This is a genomic window from Shewanella inventionis (assembly GCF_014641855.1).
Classification (GTDB): domain Bacteria; phylum Pseudomonadota; class Gammaproteobacteria; order Enterobacterales; family Shewanellaceae; genus Shewanella; species Shewanella inventionis.
In genome coordinates this window covers 11448-30670 of the sequence record NZ_BMII01000027.1, presented here as the reverse complement: position 1 = coordinate 30670, position 19223 = coordinate 11448, and the positions used below count along the sequence as shown (strand labels likewise).

19 protein-coding genes are annotated in these 19223 nt (G+C 42.7%); 15 read left to right on the top strand and 4 right to left on the bottom strand.

All coding sequences use genetic code 11. The features are described from left to right. Positions 1–179 precede the first annotated feature (179 nt). Together IEW93_RS15595 and IEW93_RS15590 are read left to right on the top strand one after the other, a co-directional pair. Positions 180–1601 carry a coniferyl aldehyde dehydrogenase gene (locus IEW93_RS15595; protein WP_188740222.1) on the top strand — a complete coding sequence of 474 codons (1422 nt, stop codon included), beginning with the start codon at positions 180–182 and terminating at the stop codon, positions 1599–1601. Between the two features lie 75 nt (positions 1602–1676). After that, a complete protein-coding gene (locus IEW93_RS15590) occupies positions 1677–2264 on the top strand; it encodes a TetR/AcrR family transcriptional regulator (RefSeq protein WP_188740221.1) in 588 nt (195 codons plus the stop codon). A 14-nt stretch (positions 2265–2278) separates the two neighbouring features. Here IEW93_RS15590 and IEW93_RS15585 read toward each other — a convergent pair whose 3' ends face one another. Further along, positions 2279–2593, bottom strand: coding sequence for a DUF1289 domain-containing protein (locus IEW93_RS15585; RefSeq protein ID WP_188740220.1), 315 nt, complete (start codon positions 2591–2593; stop codon positions 2279–2281). 157 nt (positions 2594–2750) lie between these two features. Between IEW93_RS15585 and IEW93_RS15580 the strand changes: the two genes are divergently transcribed. The 3 genes from IEW93_RS15580 (at position 2751) to IEW93_RS15570 (ending at position 4902) form a co-directional block, all read left to right on the top strand. Next, the gene (locus IEW93_RS15580; RefSeq protein WP_188740219.1) at positions 2751–3326 is read left to right on the top strand and encodes a DUF4136 domain-containing protein; all 576 of its coding nucleotides are present in this window, start codon (positions 2751–2753) and stop codon (positions 3324–3326) included. A gap of 122 nt (positions 3327–3448) precedes the next feature. Next, complete coding sequence (locus IEW93_RS15575; RefSeq protein ID WP_188740218.1) at positions 3449–4093, top strand: DUF2913 family protein; 645 nt, start codon at positions 3449–3451, stop codon at positions 4091–4093. Positions 4094–4149: 56 nt separating this feature from the next. Next, positions 4150–4902 (top strand): substrate-binding periplasmic protein, encoded by a 753-nt coding sequence (locus IEW93_RS15570; protein ID WP_188740217.1) that lies wholly within the window; start codon positions 4150–4152, stop codon positions 4900–4902. Positions 4903–4918: 16 nt separating this feature from the next. Here the strand turns inward: IEW93_RS15570 and IEW93_RS15565 are convergent, their stop codons facing one another. Next, the gene (locus IEW93_RS15565; RefSeq protein ID WP_188740216.1) at positions 4919–5491 is read right to left on the bottom strand and encodes a DsrE family protein; all 573 of its coding nucleotides are present in this window, start codon (positions 5489–5491) and stop codon (positions 4919–4921) included. Between the two features lie 389 nt (positions 5492–5880). Here IEW93_RS15565 and IEW93_RS15560 point away from each other — a divergent pair, with 389 nt between their 5' ends. From IEW93_RS15560 to IEW93_RS15550, 3 genes are all read left to right on the top strand, one after another. Next, entirely contained in the window at positions 5881–6390 is a 510-nt protein-coding gene (locus tag IEW93_RS15560) for a GNAT family N-acetyltransferase (RefSeq protein ID WP_188740215.1), read from the top strand. Positions 6391–6583: 193 nt separating this feature from the next. Beyond that, positions 6584–6838: a DUF2960 domain-containing protein gene (locus IEW93_RS15555; protein WP_188740214.1), complete on the top strand. Its 255-nt coding sequence runs from the start codon at positions 6584–6586 to the stop codon at positions 6836–6838. Between the two features lie 26 nt (positions 6839–6864). After that, entirely contained in the window at positions 6865–7374 is a 510-nt protein-coding gene (locus tag IEW93_RS15550; protein ID WP_188740213.1) for an RDD family protein, read from the top strand. Between the two features lie 61 nt (positions 7375–7435). On the opposite strand, the gene lptG is transcribed toward IEW93_RS15550, so the two are convergent. Further along, positions 7436–8494 (bottom strand): LPS export ABC transporter permease LptG, encoded by a 1059-nt coding sequence (lptG, locus tag IEW93_RS15545; RefSeq protein ID WP_188740212.1) that lies wholly within the window; start codon positions 8492–8494, stop codon positions 7436–7438. After that, the gene (gene lptF / locus IEW93_RS15540; protein WP_188740211.1) at positions 8491–9603 is read right to left on the bottom strand and encodes an LPS export ABC transporter permease LptF; all 1113 of its coding nucleotides are present in this window, start codon (positions 9601–9603) and stop codon (positions 8491–8493) included. The genes lptG and lptF overlap by 4 nt, the downstream gene beginning before the upstream one ends. A gap of 273 nt (positions 9604–9876) precedes the next feature. On the opposite strand from lptF, the gene pepA reads away from it, so the two are divergent. From pepA to IEW93_RS15505, 7 genes are all read left to right on the top strand, one after another. After that, a complete protein-coding gene (gene pepA / locus IEW93_RS15535; RefSeq protein ID WP_188740210.1) occupies positions 9877–11385 on the top strand; it encodes a leucyl aminopeptidase in 1509 nt (502 codons plus the stop codon). A 243-nt stretch (positions 11386–11628) separates the two neighbouring features. Continuing rightward, entirely contained in the window at positions 11629–12456 is an 828-nt protein-coding gene (locus IEW93_RS15530; RefSeq protein ID WP_188740209.1) for a substrate-binding periplasmic protein, read from the top strand. A 216-nt stretch (positions 12457–12672) separates the two neighbouring features. After that, a complete protein-coding gene (locus IEW93_RS15525; protein ID WP_188740208.1) occupies positions 12673–13365 on the top strand; it encodes a hypothetical protein in 693 nt (230 codons plus the stop codon). 110 nt (positions 13366–13475) lie between these two features. Then, entirely contained in the window at positions 13476–13925 is a 450-nt protein-coding gene (locus IEW93_RS15520; protein ID WP_188740257.1) for a DNA polymerase III subunit chi, read from the top strand. A 32-nt stretch (positions 13926–13957) separates the two neighbouring features. Further along, positions 13958–16870, top strand: a complete 2913-nt coding sequence (locus IEW93_RS15515) for a valine--tRNA ligase (RefSeq protein WP_188740207.1) — start codon at positions 13958–13960, stop codon at positions 16868–16870. Between the two features lie 308 nt (positions 16871–17178). Next, positions 17179–17517 carry a PBPRA1643 family SWIM/SEC-C metal-binding motif protein gene (locus IEW93_RS15510; protein WP_188740206.1) on the top strand — a complete coding sequence of 113 codons (339 nt, stop codon included), beginning with the start codon at positions 17179–17181 and terminating at the stop codon, positions 17515–17517. A gap of 136 nt (positions 17518–17653) precedes the next feature. Beyond that, positions 17654–19192 carry an MFS transporter gene (locus tag IEW93_RS15505; RefSeq protein WP_188740205.1) on the top strand — a complete coding sequence of 513 codons (1539 nt, stop codon included), beginning with the start codon at positions 17654–17656 and terminating at the stop codon, positions 19190–19192. The last annotated feature ends 31 nt before the right edge of the window (positions 19193–19223 follow it).

Genomic DNA, 19223 nt, shown 5'->3' with positions numbered 1-19223 from the left:
TAGTGATCACAATCAAATCAGTGTCTAAAACTTGCATTTGTTCAAAATACACCCTAAAGTTAGACCGACCAATCAGTCGGTTTATTGTGTTGTATGATTGCAAATCGCTATTTATTACACTTGTTTTAAGCTACATGGCGCAAACAACCGACTCAAACAACCCGCCGGAGAACAATATAATGAACATGGCAGTTGAACAAACCGTAAACTCACTCGCTCAATTACTCGACTTACAACGAAGTCGGTATCTGTCAAATCCGGCACCGAGTTATGAGTCTCGGGTAAAAAAATTAACTCAACTCAAACTCGCATTGCTTGATAACCAACAAGCAATCATCAATGCGCTTAATCAAGATTACGGTCACCGATCATCGAATGACACCGTTATCTCTGATATTTTGCCTTGCATTAACAATATCAATTACACCATAAAACACCTTAAGTCATGGATGAAACCCAGCCGTCGCCATGCAGGTATGTTGCTCTCACCGTCTAAAGTGTCAGTGCAGTATCAACCATTGGGGGTGATTGGTATTATCGTGCCATGGAATTTTCCCATCATGTTATCTATGGGGCCGTTAGTAACCGCTATTGCCGCCGGTAATAGTGCCATGCTTAAAATGTCTGAATTTACTCCAGAAACAAATACCGTGCTAAGGCAATTATTGGCCAGTATTTTTGACACATCTGAAGTGGCCATCGTTGAAGGTGAAGCAGAGGTCGCCGCTGAGTTTTCATCTTTAGCGTTTGATCATATTTTGTTTACCGGCTCAACTGTTGTAGGTCGTCATGTTATGCGCGCAGCAGCCAATAACTTAACCCCTGTCACCTTAGAGTTAGGCGGTAAATCACCGGCAATTATCGCCCCAGACATGCCCATAGAAACAGCCGTTGAACGGCTCATTTTTGGAAAATGTTTAAATGCCGGTCAAATCTGTGTTGCACCTGACTATATACTCTGCCCAGCCGACAAAGTAAGTGAGTTTATTGAAACTTACCGCGCTAGGTTTAACAAAATGTACCCTGACTTTGTTAACAATCAAGATTACGGCAACGTCATTAATGATCGCCAGTTTCAACGCTTATTGAAAGTGCTTGACGATGCTAAAGCCAAAGGTGCAAAAGTCGTGTCTGCAACAGATGCCCCTATTTCGTCAAATAATAGAAAACTAGCCACGCAACTGATCACCGACACAACAGAAGACATGTTGCTATTGCAAGACGAAATTTTTGGGCCACTATTACCCATTATTGCCTATCAAGACATCTCTGAAGCCATTGGTTATGTTAATCAAAGAGACCGACCTCTAGCACTATATATCATGAGCTTTGATAATAAGACCCAACAACATATTTTACAGCAAACCCATTCTGGCGGTGTCTGCATTAATGACACTGTATTCCATGTGGCCGCAGACGACGCGCCATTTGGTGGTATTGGTCCCTCTGGCATGGGACATTACCATGGCAAAGAAGGCTTCTTAACTTTTAGTCACGCAAAAACAGTGTTAAACAGTGGTAAAATCAACACCGGCATATTTGTCCACCCACCTTATGGCGGAGTCATTCAGCGACTATTAATGAAGTTTTTCTTACGTTAACCTCGCGACTGCCCACAATGAATCAGAATCATTGTTGGGCAGTTCATCACGTTCAACCACAGGCAGTTTGACTTAATGAGCAGTAACTCCACTACCACAGATAAAAAGCAAGCCATTTTAGACGCAGCGCTGCAACTGTTTGTCAATAAAGGCTTTAATGCAACATCGACCGCATCTATTGCTAAGGCGGCGGGCGTTGCTACGGGCACCTTGTTTCATCATTTTCCGACCAAAAACGACATAATGAATCAAGTTTTTTTAGCGATTAAACAAGAGTTTGCAGATAATATGGTCACCAGCACTCAGTTTAGTGGTGACATCGAGCAAGATGCCTATACCCTATGGCAAAAAGCTATCGATTGGGCCATTGCGCAGCCACTTAAGCAATTGTTCTTTTTACAATATTCAATGTCTGCCGATATTGATGTGATGATAAGAAAGCAAGCAATGACAAGTATTTTAAGCTTTGTCGTTGAGTTAATTGAGCAAGGTAAACAACAAGGCATTATTGCCAATTTCCCCAGCGAATTATTACTCGAAAATTGTCATGGTCAGTACTTAGCCGCCATTCGTTTTTTTACCGACAACCCACATTTAGGTGGAGATAAAATCCATCGTGATGCTAGCTTTACTTTGTTTTGGCATGCAATGAAAGCGCAATAGAATTGAAATTGGGATTAATCATCTAAACTAAAATCAGCTAGGTCGACATCATCAACCGAGTTTTGCTTGTCTTCAAAATCTAATTGAGGAGTGTGAGCCATTTGCTGATTAAGTAATTCTTGCTGTCTTGCTTTATGCAGAGCAAATTGACGACGTTTTTTGCGCTGCAAGCATAAACGAATGACATCTTGCTTTTGTAATTCACTAAAACTCATCCAGTTAAAGCGTTCATCCCGGCTTCTAAGGCATCCCAAACAATACCCGCGACTGTCAGACTGACAAACGCCAACGCAAGGGCTGGGCACGGCAAAAAAACTTAACTGTTCCATAATTAGTGAGATTAACTCCAGTACATAAATGCAGACTATTTATTGATATGCGATATATTGATATAAGCTTCGCAATGTTAAGGCAAACAATCGAAGTATATTAAGGTTATACTAATTGAGTTAATTTTGTACATTATTACACGTTTTAGGAGGTCATATGACAACATCAAAGCGTTTCGTGTTAAGGGAAAACCGCCCAACCTGGCACTACCTAACACTCATGATATTTAGCTTATTTATTCTCGCTGCCTGCGCGGCAAAACCCAAACAAGATTATGATGTTAATTATGATTTCTCAACTTTGAAAACCTTTAGTCAATTAACCTTAAAGCAAACTGACGACCCACTCACAGCCGACAGAATCAATGACGACATCAAGCAAACATTACTTAACCAAGGTTATATTTACCAGGCAGAAAATCCAGACTTTCTAGTTAATTACGCCTTTGTCACCCAAGACAAAGAAAAAGACTCAGGGCTCTCAATTGGTCTAGGTTCAGGTACATGGGGCTCGGGTGGTGGCATTGGAGTTGGTACCAGTATAGGTATTCCGATTGGCAGCGACACCGCTAAAACACAAACCATTCAAATTGACATTATAGACCCAACAGACAAACGCTTAATTTGGCGTGGTAATAGTCAATATCACTTTGATCAGGGCGGCGAAGAAAAAGCCCAAGGAATAAATCAAACCGTTGTGGCTATATTGGCGCAGTTTCCACCTAAAAAATAATCGTTTATGGCCATTGAGTCACCCAACAACTCTCTGGCCGACTCCCAAAGATAAAATATCTATTTAGCAATTAGCAGCCTCGCGGTAAACTAGCCTTTAAACTACATTATTGATTAGCGCTAATGACCACCGAAACCTATAACCAAGCCTTACTCACTTTAGCACTTGCAGGCATAGAGGCTCTTAACGCCTCAGCTTCACAACACAAGGCGACTCGAACCCCAGCACAAGAAAGCCATTATTTATGCAATTGGATGGTCGAGTCATTAAAAACAAAACGCTTTTCTAAGTTAGTCGCCGACGATTTAACAACCTGGATCCGTCAAGCCCGAAGTCAGGGTGCTGGGGCGCAACTAAAGCGCTTATTAACCTGCATTGCAGATCAATACCAACAAGCTAATAACAGCACAGTAGCAACCGGTGAAGGGCTTAAAAATCTATTAGTTGAGTTAGCGCAACAAGATTGGCTAATCATCACAGATACCGATATAGATGCTAAACTTAAGCTAGACAGCGATGGGCAATCAAGCCTTATCATCGCTAAAAAAGAGTTCGAACAACACATCGTAGATGACGTGATTATTAAGCCTATTTCAATGTACATACGTGGGGATGAAACGCTCGTTGCAGCACTTGCACTTAAACAGGGAATGTTACTGAGCCAGGGAAACAAGAAAACCACCTTAATCAAACACCACAAAACATATACATTAAGGCCAAATAACCAACATTCTAGTTTGTGTTTACTGTGTCTTGAACAATATTAGGTATGATTGACAAAACCCAATTTAATTTCGTCGTAGGCGTATGCTGAGGTACTACAATGAAAAGATGCATTATTGCTGTAATTTATTTCGTATTGTGCTCTTTTTGCTCACCGGTCAAAGCTGAAACGGTCCTCAAATACAATGTCAACGGCTCAAGTAATTGGGTTCCTTATTACATTGCTCACTCTCCTGATAATCCAGGCATTTTAGGTGAGCTAGTGCCACTTATACTTGCCACCGCAAACATCAAAATTGAAAAACATAACTTTCCTCCCAAACGAACCAACCATGCATTAGGCAATGGTTTATTAGACTTCGATTTTGTTAGCCCAAGTTGGTTTCCAAATGACGATTTAGGCGAACTATTTGTCCAATCATCGCCGCTTCTTATCATCCAAGAGAATATTATTACTTTAGATGAACATGCCAAAAACTGGCAAAATATCGACCAACTCAAAGGCAAAGAAATAGGCACCGTTAGGGGATATTTGTATCATGATGACGCAAATTTCACCCGGGTAGATTTCATCTCAGAGCGCGAGCTCATAAAAGCACTGTATAAAGACAGAGTAAAAGCAGCTATATCAGGTGACTTACCCGCATTGTACTGGGCAAAACAACTCAACAGCCCTATTACATTAGCGGCCGTCCATTCTAAAGGTCAGTTAGTCATGCGCCTTCGCAAAGAACACGCAGCATTGTTACCCCGTATTAATGCCGCGATAGACGAGCTGCAATCAAATGGCACCATCAAACGCATTATCGACAAATACACCAAACAAGAAGTCTTTGAGCATTTAGCCCAATAACTTTCTCACCTGAGATTTAGAAAGGGTTAACGCTATAACCTTCTTGAGCTAATATCGCATGGGCAGTCAATGCCGATAGCGCCATATCAACACCAGGAAGCAATTCTTCAGACGTGATGCCGTAGTAAGCCGCAGTTTGACCACATACATAAAACTTTACACCTTGCTTTACTAGCTGAGCAACGAGGTCAGCATTGGCATTATGCTTATTGGCATTTAACATTTGATAATATCTGGTCTGGGTCATATCACTTGCAGCTTGTCCATGCACAACCATTGCCAGAGATATGTCTTCTAATTTTACCCCAGCAGCCACGTGCATATTAATAAAACGCGCCAGGGTATCAATACTGCGGTTTAACTCACCAGGTTTAGCGGCTGTACCTAAATCAAAAGCCACTTTAAACTTCATCCCTTTGGGGATCACTAAGCTGCTATTCACTTGTGCAACCTTGCCATAATCTTTAATGACGGTGCCAGGCTTAAATGCCTCAATACCCGCCGTTGCCATAAAAGATGGGCAAGCAAGCACACTTAATAACGATATATAAACTGCTCTTGTAGACAAAAAAGGTAAATGGATTGCCATTGTGTTGATGTTCCTTCTAACAATAAATAGCATTAGCCAGCTAAAGCATATGAGTAAAACATAGCACTGTAGCATAGATAAACGTGTAGATATTTAGTTAGTGCTTGCTAACTTAGGGTTTTGTTTAACAACATGTTATTGGTTAATTTTACCAGTCATCAACGCTACTCACCTTTAACGCGACAACAAGCAGTAATAACACCAAGCCAATAACCGCCGCCAGCAGATCAGGTTGAACATGTTTTTTATGTAAGCATATTAGGGCCTAGATCGCGAAGCATTGCGGCAAAAGATAAACGCTTTTAAACTCGCACAAGATTCAACCTGCAAAGACCAACAGACCCAAGTATAATCGCAGCTCGAATAAACCAAAGTAACTGATTATTAATATGCTTATACGTCCGATTTGCCCAACCGACTGGCCAAGCATAATGGCAATTCAGGCTCAATGTTATCTTGACTTAACGCCAGAGTCTTTAGCTGTAATGCAAAGTAAATGGCAAGCGTCTCCTTCAACGTGCCTAGTCGTTGAACAAAAACAGCAAGTATTAGCCTATGCCCTAGTACACCCATGGTTACGAGGTGATGCACCTTCACTGGATAGCGAAATATCATTACAAGCATCTTCTAGTTGGTACTTACATGACATGGCCATTTCACCAAAAGCGCAAGGTATGGGAATAGGCAAACAACTCATTACCCACATACTTAATCAGGCGCATAAATTAAATATTGAAGGTGTCGGTCTTGTTGCAGTCCAAGGTGCCAACACTTACTGGCAGCAACAAGGATTTAAGCCACATGAAACATCAAAAAAATTAACCCAATCGCTTACCAGCTACCCTGCAGATGCTTGCTATTTATATTTAGACTTACAACGCCAAATGACTCAATGCTAAGCTAATAAGCATAAACAGTTAAGCTAATAAATTATCAATCTGCTTGGCGTTAGGCCACTTAACATGGGACAATTATTACCTACACGCAAGATGGAACCGCTTCACTCTTGCCGTTGGGGACTGTACCGCCTTATCACTAACACCAAGGCATGACCCCTTATTCAATGCTTTACAATAATGTTAGGAGTTCGCCATGGCGCGCCAAGTGATATACACCTTCAAAGGTCAAACAAAAACGATCCCGTTTAGCTACGACATACATCACGACCTTTATGAAGCAGCAGCCGAAGCTGAAGGGATTGATTTAAAAAAATTTCTCGCAATGGAGCAACAAATAGCATTAACCTCAAAAAAAGGGGCTAAGGCCGAAAAAGAATTTCGTAAAAGCGAATTTGCACGCTTTGGTTTCACCAGCATTAAATTTGTTCGTGAAGACGATGAAATTTAACCCAGTATCTGTTTAAAGGAATACCAATGTTAAACACTGAACACGCCAATTTTCCTCGAGCCAGTTTTGTTCGCCGGTTTGGTGCAATTGTCTACGATTTCATGCTTGCTGTGGCGGTAGGTATGTGTGCCGGTGCACTTGGTTTCGGCATTTTTTTTGGATTTTATAGCGCAGGACTTGTCCAAATGAACAGCTTTGAGCATATCTCAGATGCGCTGCTAGGCACTCCATTATATAAAGGTTTTTATCAATTATGGTTAGTGATATGCGTTTGCGGTTTTTATGCCATATTCTGGAGCCGAGGCGGACAAACCCTAGGCATGAGGGCATGGCGCTTAAAGGTTCAACATCCTAATGGGCAAAACCTCAGCTTTATCACAGCTTGCGCTCGCATAGTGTGGTCATTGTTAGGTGTAGGTAATCTGTGGATTTTAATCAATAGCGACAAACTTGCCCTGCAAGATAAAATGACCCGCTCAGAAGTGGTGGTGCTATCGGTAGAAGCCAATCAAATGCGCAATTGGCACGGCGCTTAATTTAACTCAGCAACAAAAACGGCAACCCCTCTGAGTTGCCGTTTTTTTTATCGCTTAACCATTATTTACGAATATAATGCATCGCCAAAATGGTAAATAAAATACTCGGTGTCACTGCACCCACAAACGCAGGTAATTCATACACAATACTCATTGGGCCAAAAATTTGATTGCTAATATAAAAACTAAATCCAGCGACAACCCCCAATAATACCCTCGCCCCCATGGTTACCGTACGTAATGGGCCAAACACAAACGACAAGGCCACTAACATCATCACAGCAACAGTGACAGGCTGCATAATCTTACGCCATAGCGCTAGTTCATATCGGCTTGAGTCTTGTTCATTCACCTCTAAATAATCTAAATAATCCAGTAAGCCTCTAATAGACAACGACTCAGGCTTAACAGACACCACACTTAGCTTGTCTGGTGTTAGTGACGATGTCCAAGTATCTTTATCAAGATGTTCTCTTATTACTCGCTCATCTTGAACATAAGTCGTCACAACACCAGAGAGCTGCCAAACATCATCAATAAAAATCGCTTTATTGGCATGAGTAACATCAGTTAAAGCTAACTCATCATCAAAACGGTATAGACTGACATTATTAAGCATATCAATGCTTTGAACTTCGCCAATATTAACAAACATATCACCGTCTTTTGCCCAAATCCCACGATGAGACTTAATCAAACTGCCACCAGACACTTTAACGGCCTGTAACTCTTTAGCACTTTTTTCTGCTGCGGGGGCGCCCCACTCACCCAAAACCATCACCATGATCATGAGTGGGATCGCTGTTTTCATTGCCGATTGAGTGATCTGTAAACGCGACATACCGGATGCCTGCATCACCACTAATTCAGAATTAGAGGCCAGCATCCCCATGCCAATTAAGGCGCCAAGTAATACCGCCATAGGGAAAAACATTTCAACATCACGAGGAACTAAAAATAAAACGTAAATGCCCGCATCAATTAACGTGTAACTGCCACGCCCCACTACACGTAACTGATCAACCCATTTAATAATGCCCGACAAACCAGTTAAAATAAGCAAACATAACGCAGACGTGCTCACAATGACACGAGCAATATAAAAATCTAAAATTCTCATGCAGCCACCTGCTTACGTTTAAATAAGCCCAGTAATTTTTTACCTGATGGTCGCTCTTTAATTAGTAATAACAAGCCTAAAATCAATGCACAGGCGTGGATCCACCACATACCTAAATACTGAGGCACAACCTCGTCTTGTAATGCTTTACGCCCCGCGACCATCAACCCAAAATAACCTAAGTACAATAAAATGGCCGGGAACATTTTGGCAAATTTACCTTGACGAACATTAACCCGAGCCAATGGCACCGCAATTAATGTCATTAACGGGATCGCAATAGGGATAGCCAACCGCCATTGAAATTCTGCTGCGGCTTCTGGGCCAGGCGTTGCCAATAACTGCTCTACTGGCAGAGCAGACAACTTACGTCGACGCTCATCGACCTCCTGCTCCTTGATTTCCATCTTATAACCACCAAACTCAATAACCTGAATATCAAGTGATTTTGGGCTTCCTTGATAACGTACGCCTTTTTCAAGCTGCAATTGTTGGCTACCAATATTGTCCTCTATTACTCGACCTTGTTGGGCAACCACAATATTAGTTAGGCCGTCTTCGTCTTCAGGATCGGGAAGCTGAGCAACAAACACGTTATTAAGGGTATTGTCTTTATTTATGCGTTCAACAAACAACACTGCACGGCCATTTGGGCTGGCCTGGAACCGCCCTTGAGTTAATGCAGCGAGTCCGGCTTCAGACTGGGCTTTTTCTAATACTTGATTTTGACGCTCTTCGGCCCAAGGCCCCACATATACCGACAAATAAGCAGTAAAGAACAAGTTGGCAAAAGCCACTAATAGGGTTACACGCGTAACATACCATTCGCTCACCCCAACCCCATGCAGTACCACCATTTCATTTTCGGCATACATGCGCCCGTGGGCCAATAAAATGGCCAAAAAGAAACTCAAGGGTAATACTAATACTGTTAATTGAGGCAAATTCAGCCCCAACAGTGTTATGACTAAAGAAGCAGGAAATTCGCCGTCAGAAGCGTCTGCTAGCACGCGCACAAATTGCTGACTGATAAAAATAGTTAACAGTACGATTAGTACTGCAAATTGCGCTTTTAAAACTTCACCAATCAGGTATCTAAATACAATCACAAGTAGGATCCGGTGGCTAAACTTATCTTTTTACTGGTATCAGAGCAACTTTCATGTAAACTGTCTACTTTCAGCAGTTTTGCTAGTTTTCTGACCAGCGCGGAAGGTGCATTGGGGTCTTGGTTAACATTTATTTTGGCTGTCAAATTTTGCCTTTTTTTAGTTAATAATCCCAAACAGTTAACACCTTTTCGTTGATTATATGCCAGATGGCCTAATGCAAACATTATCTAATAAATATAAAAATTTGTCTTTAAGAATCTAGGAGTGCTCATGGAGTTTAGCGTAAAGAGCGGCAGCCCCGAAAAACAACGTTCAGCGTGTATCGTCGTTGGCGTTTACGAACCTCGCCGTTTATCTGGTATCGCAGAGCAATTGGACAAAATCAGTGAAGGTTACATCAGTAACCTACTACGTCGTGGTGACCTTGAAGGTAAACCAGGACAAATGCTGCTATTGCATCATGTACCAAACGTATTGAGTGAGCGCGTGTTATTGGTTGGCTGTGGTAAAGAGCGTGAGTTAGACGAGCGCCAATACAAACAAATCATCACAAAAACCATTAGTACGTTGAACGAAACAGGCTCAATGGAAGCAGTATGCTTCTTAACTGAGCTGCATGTCAAAGGCCGCGACACCTATTGGAAAGTACGCCAAGCCGTTGAAACGACTCAAAACAGCTTGTATTCATTTGACGCCTTAAAAACCCGCAAGGGTGAAACTCGCCGACCATTGCGCAAAATGGTATTTAATGTACCAACACGCCGTGAGCTCACAATTGGCGAACGCGCAATTGAACATGGCGCATCTGTTTCTGCGGGTATGCATCTGTGTCGTGATGTGGCCAACATGCCGCCTAACATTTGTAACCCAGCATATTTAGCGTCTCAAGCTCGCCAAATGGCAGAAGTGTACGAAAACCTTAAAGTGACTACCGTAGGCGAAGAGCAAATGGCCAAATTGGGCATGAACTCATACCTTGCAGTCGGCCGTGCGAGCAGCAACGAATCGATCATGACAGTGATGGAATATCAAGGTGCAGTTAACAGCACCGAGAAACCCATCGTACTTGTCGGTAAAGGATTAACCTTTGACTCAGGCGGCATTTCATTAAAACCTGGCGAAGCCATGGATGAAATGAAATACGACATGGGCGGCGCTGCAGGTGTCATTGGCACTATGAAAGCACTGTGCGAAATGAAGCTACCTATCAATGTTATTGGTGTGTTAGCTGGTTGCGAAAACATGCCATCTGGCAATGCATATCGCCCTGGTGACATTTTAACTACCATGTCTGGCCAAACCGTTGAAGTACTTAACACCGACGCTGAAGGCCGTTTAGTGTTATGTGACGTATTAACCTATGTTGAACGCTTTGACCCAGAGTTAGTTATCGACACAGCAACCCTAACAGGTGCGTGTGTTATTGCTCTTGGTAAACATGCTTCAGGTTTATTTAGTTCTCACAACCCACTTGCACATGAGTTACTTAATGCGGGTGAGCAAAGTGGCGACCGTGCATGGCGTATGCCATTGTGGGATGAATACCAAGACATGCTAGACAGCCCATTTGCCGACATGACTAACCTTGGTGGTCGTCCTGCGGGTTCTATTACGGCGGCGTGTTTCTTGTCTCGCTTTGCTAAAAAGTACAACTGGGCACATTTAGACGTAGCAGGTACCGCTTGGAATAGTGGCGCCAATAAAGGTTCAACTGGCCGCCCTGTTCCTATTTTAAGCCAATTCTTAATTAATCGCGCTGGTGTCGATATTAGCGAATAATCTGTAATTAAACGCACATTAAAAGGGTAAAGCGCTGCTTTACCCTTTTTTATACCATTTCCAATAATTATGTTTTACACCCCAAACAAGCTTAAATATTGAACAGCAAGATTAATCAGTATAAGCTAAGAGCACATTAAATTATCTCTAACCATTCACTAACAGAGCTTAACGATCACAAGGATTTGATTGCATGGTATCGCTTAATCCAAATACAAAACTGACAACTCAGGAAATGATTAAGTGAAACTTCCTTTAGTGAACATGTCAGTGTACATACCTAAATGTAACTGCCTCGACGCGTTAATATCGTCGTTAACCTCAGCGGTTATGTTAGTGCTTATACTAACGCTAGCCTTGATGCCTTCACCTGCATTTGCTCAAGCAGATGGACACATCCGCTTTATTACCCATTCATTACATCCTTTTAGTTATCAACAAAATGCTCAGTTAACGGGCTTCTCTGTTGAACTCGTTAAAGGCATGGCTCAAATCAGTGGAATGCAAGCCAATATCGAACTACTCCCATTTAATCGTGCATTTCAGAACTTAAAAACACAGCCCAAAACGGCATTATTTGTTATCGCAAAAAGGCCTGAGCGAGAAAACGACATGAAATGGGTAGGCCCAATTATCACTAGTGGTGTGTATTTTTATCAAAAACGTAACTCAGGGCTAACATTAAAAGAGTTAACCGATTTAAAGCGCGTCTCTAAAATTGGCGTGGTACAAGGTAATGCCGACCACACCTATTTAGAAACGAATGAATTCTCAAATTTAAGTACCGACAAATCGCAAATCCAATCATTGAAAATGCTCAATCATGGACGGGTTGATGTTGCCCCAATGAGCGAACTGGTGATGCCATTTTTGGCCAAAGCAGCCAATATTGATGTAAACACCATAGAGAAAACACCCATTAAACTTTATGACTCAACTTTGTATATTGCCTTTTCAAACGACACCAATGATGAAACCATCGCACAATGGCAACACGCATTTGATCAATTAAAAGCATCTGGCCATTATCAAACACTCTACCAACGATACTTTGCATCTCAAGTCCAATAACCCAGCTTAATTCATCCCCTAAAAATCGAGCATAAACAATGTTTAACTTGTTAAATTAAGTAAAGTAACCATTATATTGTTTAGCGTCTACATGGGGTTAAGATGAACCAAGCCAAAGCCCGCAGCAAACAAGGCAAAGGTAATTACTACATTTAGCCTTTTTATACCCAATACCCTCTACTTTATTGCATTAAAGTCATTGAAATGGATGTTCAGATGAAAGCGTTAAAAGTCATTATCATTACCATCGTCAGCGCGTTAGCCCTTTATGGGTTAGCGGCCATTCTATTGGGCTGGCTACTTAACTCCATGTGCGGTAATACCGTTTACACCGAATCGCTATCATTAGATAACATGTACAAAGCTGTTATCTTTGAACGAAGTTGCAGCGGCGCTTCTGGCTTCTCAACCCAAATATCAATCATAAAAGCAGATGAGCAACTGTGCGAAAACTGCGCAGGCGATGTGCTTGTTGCAGACGGCCACCCTAACGACAATAAACTCAACTTAGTCTGGTTAGGGCCACAAGATTCTGACAACCAACAACTGCAAATTCATGTTCCTGCTGATCTTACAAATGAGATAAAAGAAACCAGCTGGTCTTCTTGGTTTAACAGTATCGATATTTCATATCATGTAATTGATCAATATCCATTAGCTTGCGAACAAAACCCAAAAGCTAAAGCGTGTCAATTCATAACAAATGATCAAAATCTGATCGAAGTGTTAAAGCAATTTAAAGACTTTAACGATCACAAAGCTCTTGCTGTTGCTGTTAGCGAGAGTGGTCATATTCGCTATGGCTACGGTTTTGGTTATGACACAATGCTAAAAGCACAACGCAGAGCATTAAAAGAGTGCACCAAAGGCACAAGCCCTACCCATGTAAAATGTGAACTAATTCGCTAAGGGTAGCTAATGCAAATGTCATATAAATCGCAGAACCACAGCCATTAACCCGCAAGCGATTTTAGTGTAAACTCGTGGCCAACTTATTAACCGCTAAAAAGCTGCACAACATGACTCAAGCCTTGTTTTACCTTATGCCTGATAATCATAATCAAATGAGTGCATTAGATGCGCTTTATTTGGCTGCCTGCCGGTTAGCAGAACAACATTATCGCCAGCAAAAAACCGTCTATATTCATTGCAAAGACAAACAACAAGCCTATGCAATTGACGAGTTACTGTGGCAATTTGAGCCAAACGCCTTTGTACCGCACAATTTAAAAGGTGAAGGCCCTGTAACAGGCGCGCCTGTTGAAATTGGTTTTGACACCCTAGGGCCAAATAAAAGTCGCCAAGTTCTGATTAATCTTGCAGACCAAATGCCCACTTTTGCGGTAAACTTGCCCCATATTATCGATTTTGTCGCTAATGACGATGAACTCAAGCGCATTGCCCGCAATCGCTACCGTCAATACCAAAGTGCCGGCATCACACCTAGCACCCAAGCATTAGCAGAATAAACACTTATTTAGATAGAGAACATAACGCTCCTATGGAAAAAACATACAACCCAAAGTCTATCGAACAAGCCCTTTACCAAAATTGGGAAGAGCAAGGTTACTTCAAGCCCCATGGTGATGAATCACAAGGCAACTACTGCATCATGATCCCGCCACCGAACGTAACCGGTAGCTTACACATGGGTCATGCATTCCAAGACACTATCATGGATACCCTCACCCGCTATCAACGCATGAAGGGTAAAAATACCCTTTGGCAAGTGGGTACCGACCACGCCGGTATCGCCACGCAAATGTTGGTGGAGCGCAAGCTTGAAGCCGAAGAAGGTAAAACACGCCACGATTTAGGCCGTGACGCCTTTATCGATAAAGTCTGGGACTGGAAAGCACAGTCTGGCGGCACCATCACCAAACAACTTCGTCGCATGGGCGCCTCAGTTGATTGGGATCGCGAACGTTTCACCATGGACGAAGGCTTATCAAAAGCGGTTCAAGAAGTGTTTGTGCGTCTTTATGATGACGAATTAATTTATCGCGGCAAGCGCCTAGTAAACTGGGATCCAAAGCTACACACCGCCATTTCAGACTTAGAAGTTGAAAACAAAGAAAAGCAAGGCCACATGTGGCACTTCCGCTATCCTTTGGCACAAGGTGCGCTCACGGCCGACGGTAAAGACTACCTCGAAGTTGCCACAACCCGCCCAGAAACCATGCTAGGTGACAGTGCAGTTGCTGTGCACCCAGATGACGAGCGTTACCAGTCACTCATCGGTAAGTTCATTTTACTACCAATCGTTAATCGATTAATCCCGATTGTTGCCGACGATTATGTCGACATGGAATTTGGCACAGGCTGCGTAAAAATCACCCCAGCACACGACTTTAACGACTATGAAGTGGGTAAGCGTCATGCATTGCCTATGTACAACATCTTCACGTTAGATGCATCAGTACGTAGCTTTGTTGAAGTGATTAACACCGACGGCACGCCAAACAAAGACATCGAAATGGCCTTACCAGAGCGTTATGTTGGCCTAGATCGTTTTAAAGCCCGTGATGCAATCGTGGCAGAATTTGACACCCTAGGTTTACTTGAAAAAGTCGCGCCACACGGCTTAAAAGTGCCATATGGCGATCGCTCAGGTGTGGTGATTGAACCATTACTCACAGACCAGTGGTACGTGGCCGTTGAGTCTATGGCTAAAACCGCCATCGAAGCGGTTGAAACCGGCGAAATCAAATTTGTGCCACAGCAATACGAAAACATGTACTTTTCGTGGATGCGCGACATCAACGACTGGTGTATTTCACGCCAGTTATGGTGGGGACACCGTATTCCAGCCTGGTATGACGAAAACGGCAAAGTGTACGTTGGCCGTAACGAAGCAGAAGTACGCGCCAAGCATAAACTTGCCGACTCAGCCTTACTGCGCCAAGACGATGACGTATTAGATACCTGGTTTAGCTCAGCGTTATGGACATTCTCAACCCTAGGCTGGCCAGACAATTTAGAAGACTTAAAAACCTTCCACCCAACAGATGTGTTGGTCACAGGTTTTGACATCATCTTTTTCTGGGTTGCCCGTATGATCATGATGACCATGCATTTCATTAAAGATGAAAACGGCAAACCACAAGTGCCTTTTAAAACCGTTTACGTGACCGGTCTTATCCGTGACGAAGCCGGTAACAAGATGTCAAAATCTAAAGGTAACGTACTTGACCCATTAGACATGATTGACGGTATTGAACTCGAAGCGCTAGTTGAAAAACGTACCGGCAACATGATGCAGCCACAGCTGGCCGCAAAAATTGAAAAGAGTACCCGCAAAGAGTTTAGCGAAGGCATTGAAGCGCACGGTACTGACGCATTGCGCTTTACTTTAGCTGCAATGGCATCAACCGGTCGCGACATTAACTGGGACATGAAGCGCCTAGACGGTTACCGTAGTTTCTGTAATAAGTTATGGAACGCATCACGCTACGTGCTGATGAACACAGAAACTCAAACCAACCCAGACAGCGACGAAGCTGGCACACCACTTGATTGCGGCCAAATCTTAGTTGACGGCAAACCAGGTGAAATGGAGCTGTCATTAGCCGACCGTTGGATTATTGGTTTATTCAACCAAACCGTAAAAACCTTCGACGACCACATGGCCGCTTACCGTTTCGACTTGGCAGCTAACACTTTATACGAGTTCACCTGGAACCAATTCTGTGACTGGTATTTAGAGCTCACCAAGCCTGTAATGCAAAGTGGCAGCGAAGCGCAAATGCGTGGCACACGCCATACATTAGTGACCGTGCTTGAAAAAATGCAGCGTTTAATGCACCCAATCATGCCATATATTACCGAAACCATTTGGCAGCGTGTTAAGCCGTTAGCCGGCGTAACCGGTGACACCTTGATGTTGGCCACGTTCCCAACCTATCAAGCTGATCAAGTTGATGCCACAGCAATGGCCGATTTGGAATGGGTTAAACAAGTGATTGTGGCAGTACGTAACATTCGCGCCGAGCTAAACATTGCCCCGTCTAAGCCACTTAATGCCTTAGTGCGTGGTGTAAGTTATCAAGACCGTATTCGCCTTGAAGCCAACCAAGCTTTCTTTGCAAGTCTTGCCAAGCTTGAAACCATCACAGTGCTTGAGGAAGGTGACAGCGCGCCAATGTCGACAACCCAGTTAGTGGGCAATATGGAGCTACTCATTCCAATGGCCGGCTTAATTGATGTAGCTGCTGAAATGGCGCGTATCGACAAGCAACTAGAAAAGCTAGCGCAAGAAATTGCCCGTATTGAAGGCAAATTATCTAACGAAGGTTTTGTGGCCAAAGCCCCTGCCGCCGTTATTGATAAAGAGCGCGCAAAAATGACCGACTTAACTCGTGATATTGAAAAATTAAACGAGCAAAAAGTTGAGCTGGCTAAAATAGAAGCGTAATCAAATATACCAATCAGGATAAATAAGTGATCAGAGATTGCGTAGTAAAAATCGCTTAGAATAAGGCAGAAATTGCAGCGAGCTAGTTATTCTACCTTCAAAATTTCTAACGACCTTATAAGCGATTTTAACCAGTAAGAATGATCACATTCTTGTGCTGATTGGTATTAGTTACATTGACACTAAAAACCAGCGATGTGTCGCTGGTTTTTTTATTTTATACTTATAGCAAACTTTAATATCCCATTTTGCGTTTTTGCTGTATAAGCTTGCGCCAATATCATCATTCTATTTAATGGGTCAAAACCATGTCTGATAAATTCTTTTTTAAAGGTCGCAGAACCCCAAAGCCAGCCTATGGCGAAAGCGGTTATAACACCAAACGAGCGACTAAACCGGGTACTGAAATTTCACCGCTAAACCTCACGGTGCAAACTGAAGATCGCAAAGCAGAAGTTGCCACCATGGTCGCTGAGCACAAGCTATTTGCTAACATTACTGTTGATGCCGATAAAGCCGAGAACATTGTTGAGCTAACAGGTTTACTGAACAAACCTAAAACCGTTACGTTTGACGCAAAACCTAACCGTAATGATGTATGCACTTGCGGCAGTGGCAAAAAATATAAAAAATGTTGTGGCGCCTAAATATCGGCTAAAATGCACAGCAATTGACAATAAACAAAGCGGATCTCACGATCCGCTTTTTGTTTTTTGGATATTTTCCCTCAACTTAGGTAGAGTGTCTTGCGTTAACTCAACACACAATAATAAAGGGTGACTTATGAGCACTAATTCGCATTCAGGCAACGACCTGAGTGAAGTAAAACAACTGGGAATGTGGGCATCAATCACTAGCCTCGGTTATATTTTTTGGCTGGTCGGCGGCATGGAGCTGGTTGAACGTATCGCCTACTATGGCGTAAAAGCCTCTGCCGGTTTATATGCCAAATCCCCCGTATCTGAGGGTGGTTTAGGCATCGATTTGCACGATTACGGCATCATCATTGCTGTATGGGCTATGCTACAAACCTTTATTCCAGTATTAACTGGTGGTATTTCCGATCGAGTTGGCTACAAAGAAACCATTTTTGTATCAACCATTATTAAAATCATGGGCTATCTCACCATGGCGTTTTTCCCAAACTTTTGGGGATTTTTAGCCGGAGCCATGTTGCTTGCCGCAGGTACAGGGGTATTTAAGCCCGGTATTCAAGGCACATTAGTGTTGTCGACTAAACGCGAAAACACCTCAATGGCCTGGGGCATATTTTACCAGGTAGTTAATATCGGTGGTTTCTTAGGGCCATTGGTTGCTGTGCATATGCGTCAGTTATCGTGGGACAATGTGTTTTATGCCTGTGCAGCCATCATCTCATTCAACTTTTTGTTTTTACTGGCTTATAAAGAGCCAGGTAAAGATGAACGTTTAGAACGTGCCAAAAAAATAAAATCTGGCGAAATCCAACAAGAAGCATTATGGAAAGACGCATTAAACGAACTTAAAAAGCCAGTCGTGATTTACTACATGTTGGTATTTGCAGGCTTCTGGTTTTTATATAACTCGTTATTTGACGTACTGCCTATTCATATTGCCGAATGGGTTGATACCAGCATTATTGTCACCTCATTATTTGGCCCAGAAGGCACCAGCAACGGTATTTTACAATTCTGGCTTGGCCTAAATAATGAAGGGACTAAGGTCATGCCAGAAGGCATGTTAAACCTTAACGCCGGTATGATCATGACTACCTGTTTCTTGGTGGCTGCATTTACTGCCAAGTACCGTATTACCACCGCAATGTTAGTGGGCTGTATCTTAAGTATTACCGCTATCATGCTGGTAGGCGCATTTAATGCTGCCTGGATGATTGTATTGGCCATCGCCATGTTCTCTTTCGGTGAAATGATGATTAGCCCAAAGAAAAACGAATTTATGGGTAATATTGCCCCTGAAGGTAAAAAAGCCATGTACCTAGGCTTTGTGATGTTACCGCAAGGGATAGGTTGGACATTAGAAGGCTACTTTGCCCCTAAGCTTTACCAAATTTATGCCTCTAAAGAGATTATCTCGCGTAATGAATTAGTCAGCCGTGGCATGAGCCAAACTGATGTTGATGCGATTCCACAAGGTGAAGCCTTTATGCGTTTAGTCGATTTTACCGGCATGGAAGCACAACAATTAACCCATATGCTTTATGAAGCCAATAACATTGGTATGGCATGGTACATCATTGCCGCTATCGGGATTATTTCGGCTGTGGGTATCTTTATCTACGGTAAATGGTTATTGACCATGCAGCGCCAACAAACGGCAGCATAATCGCTAATAGCACTCGATTAGCACCGCTAAT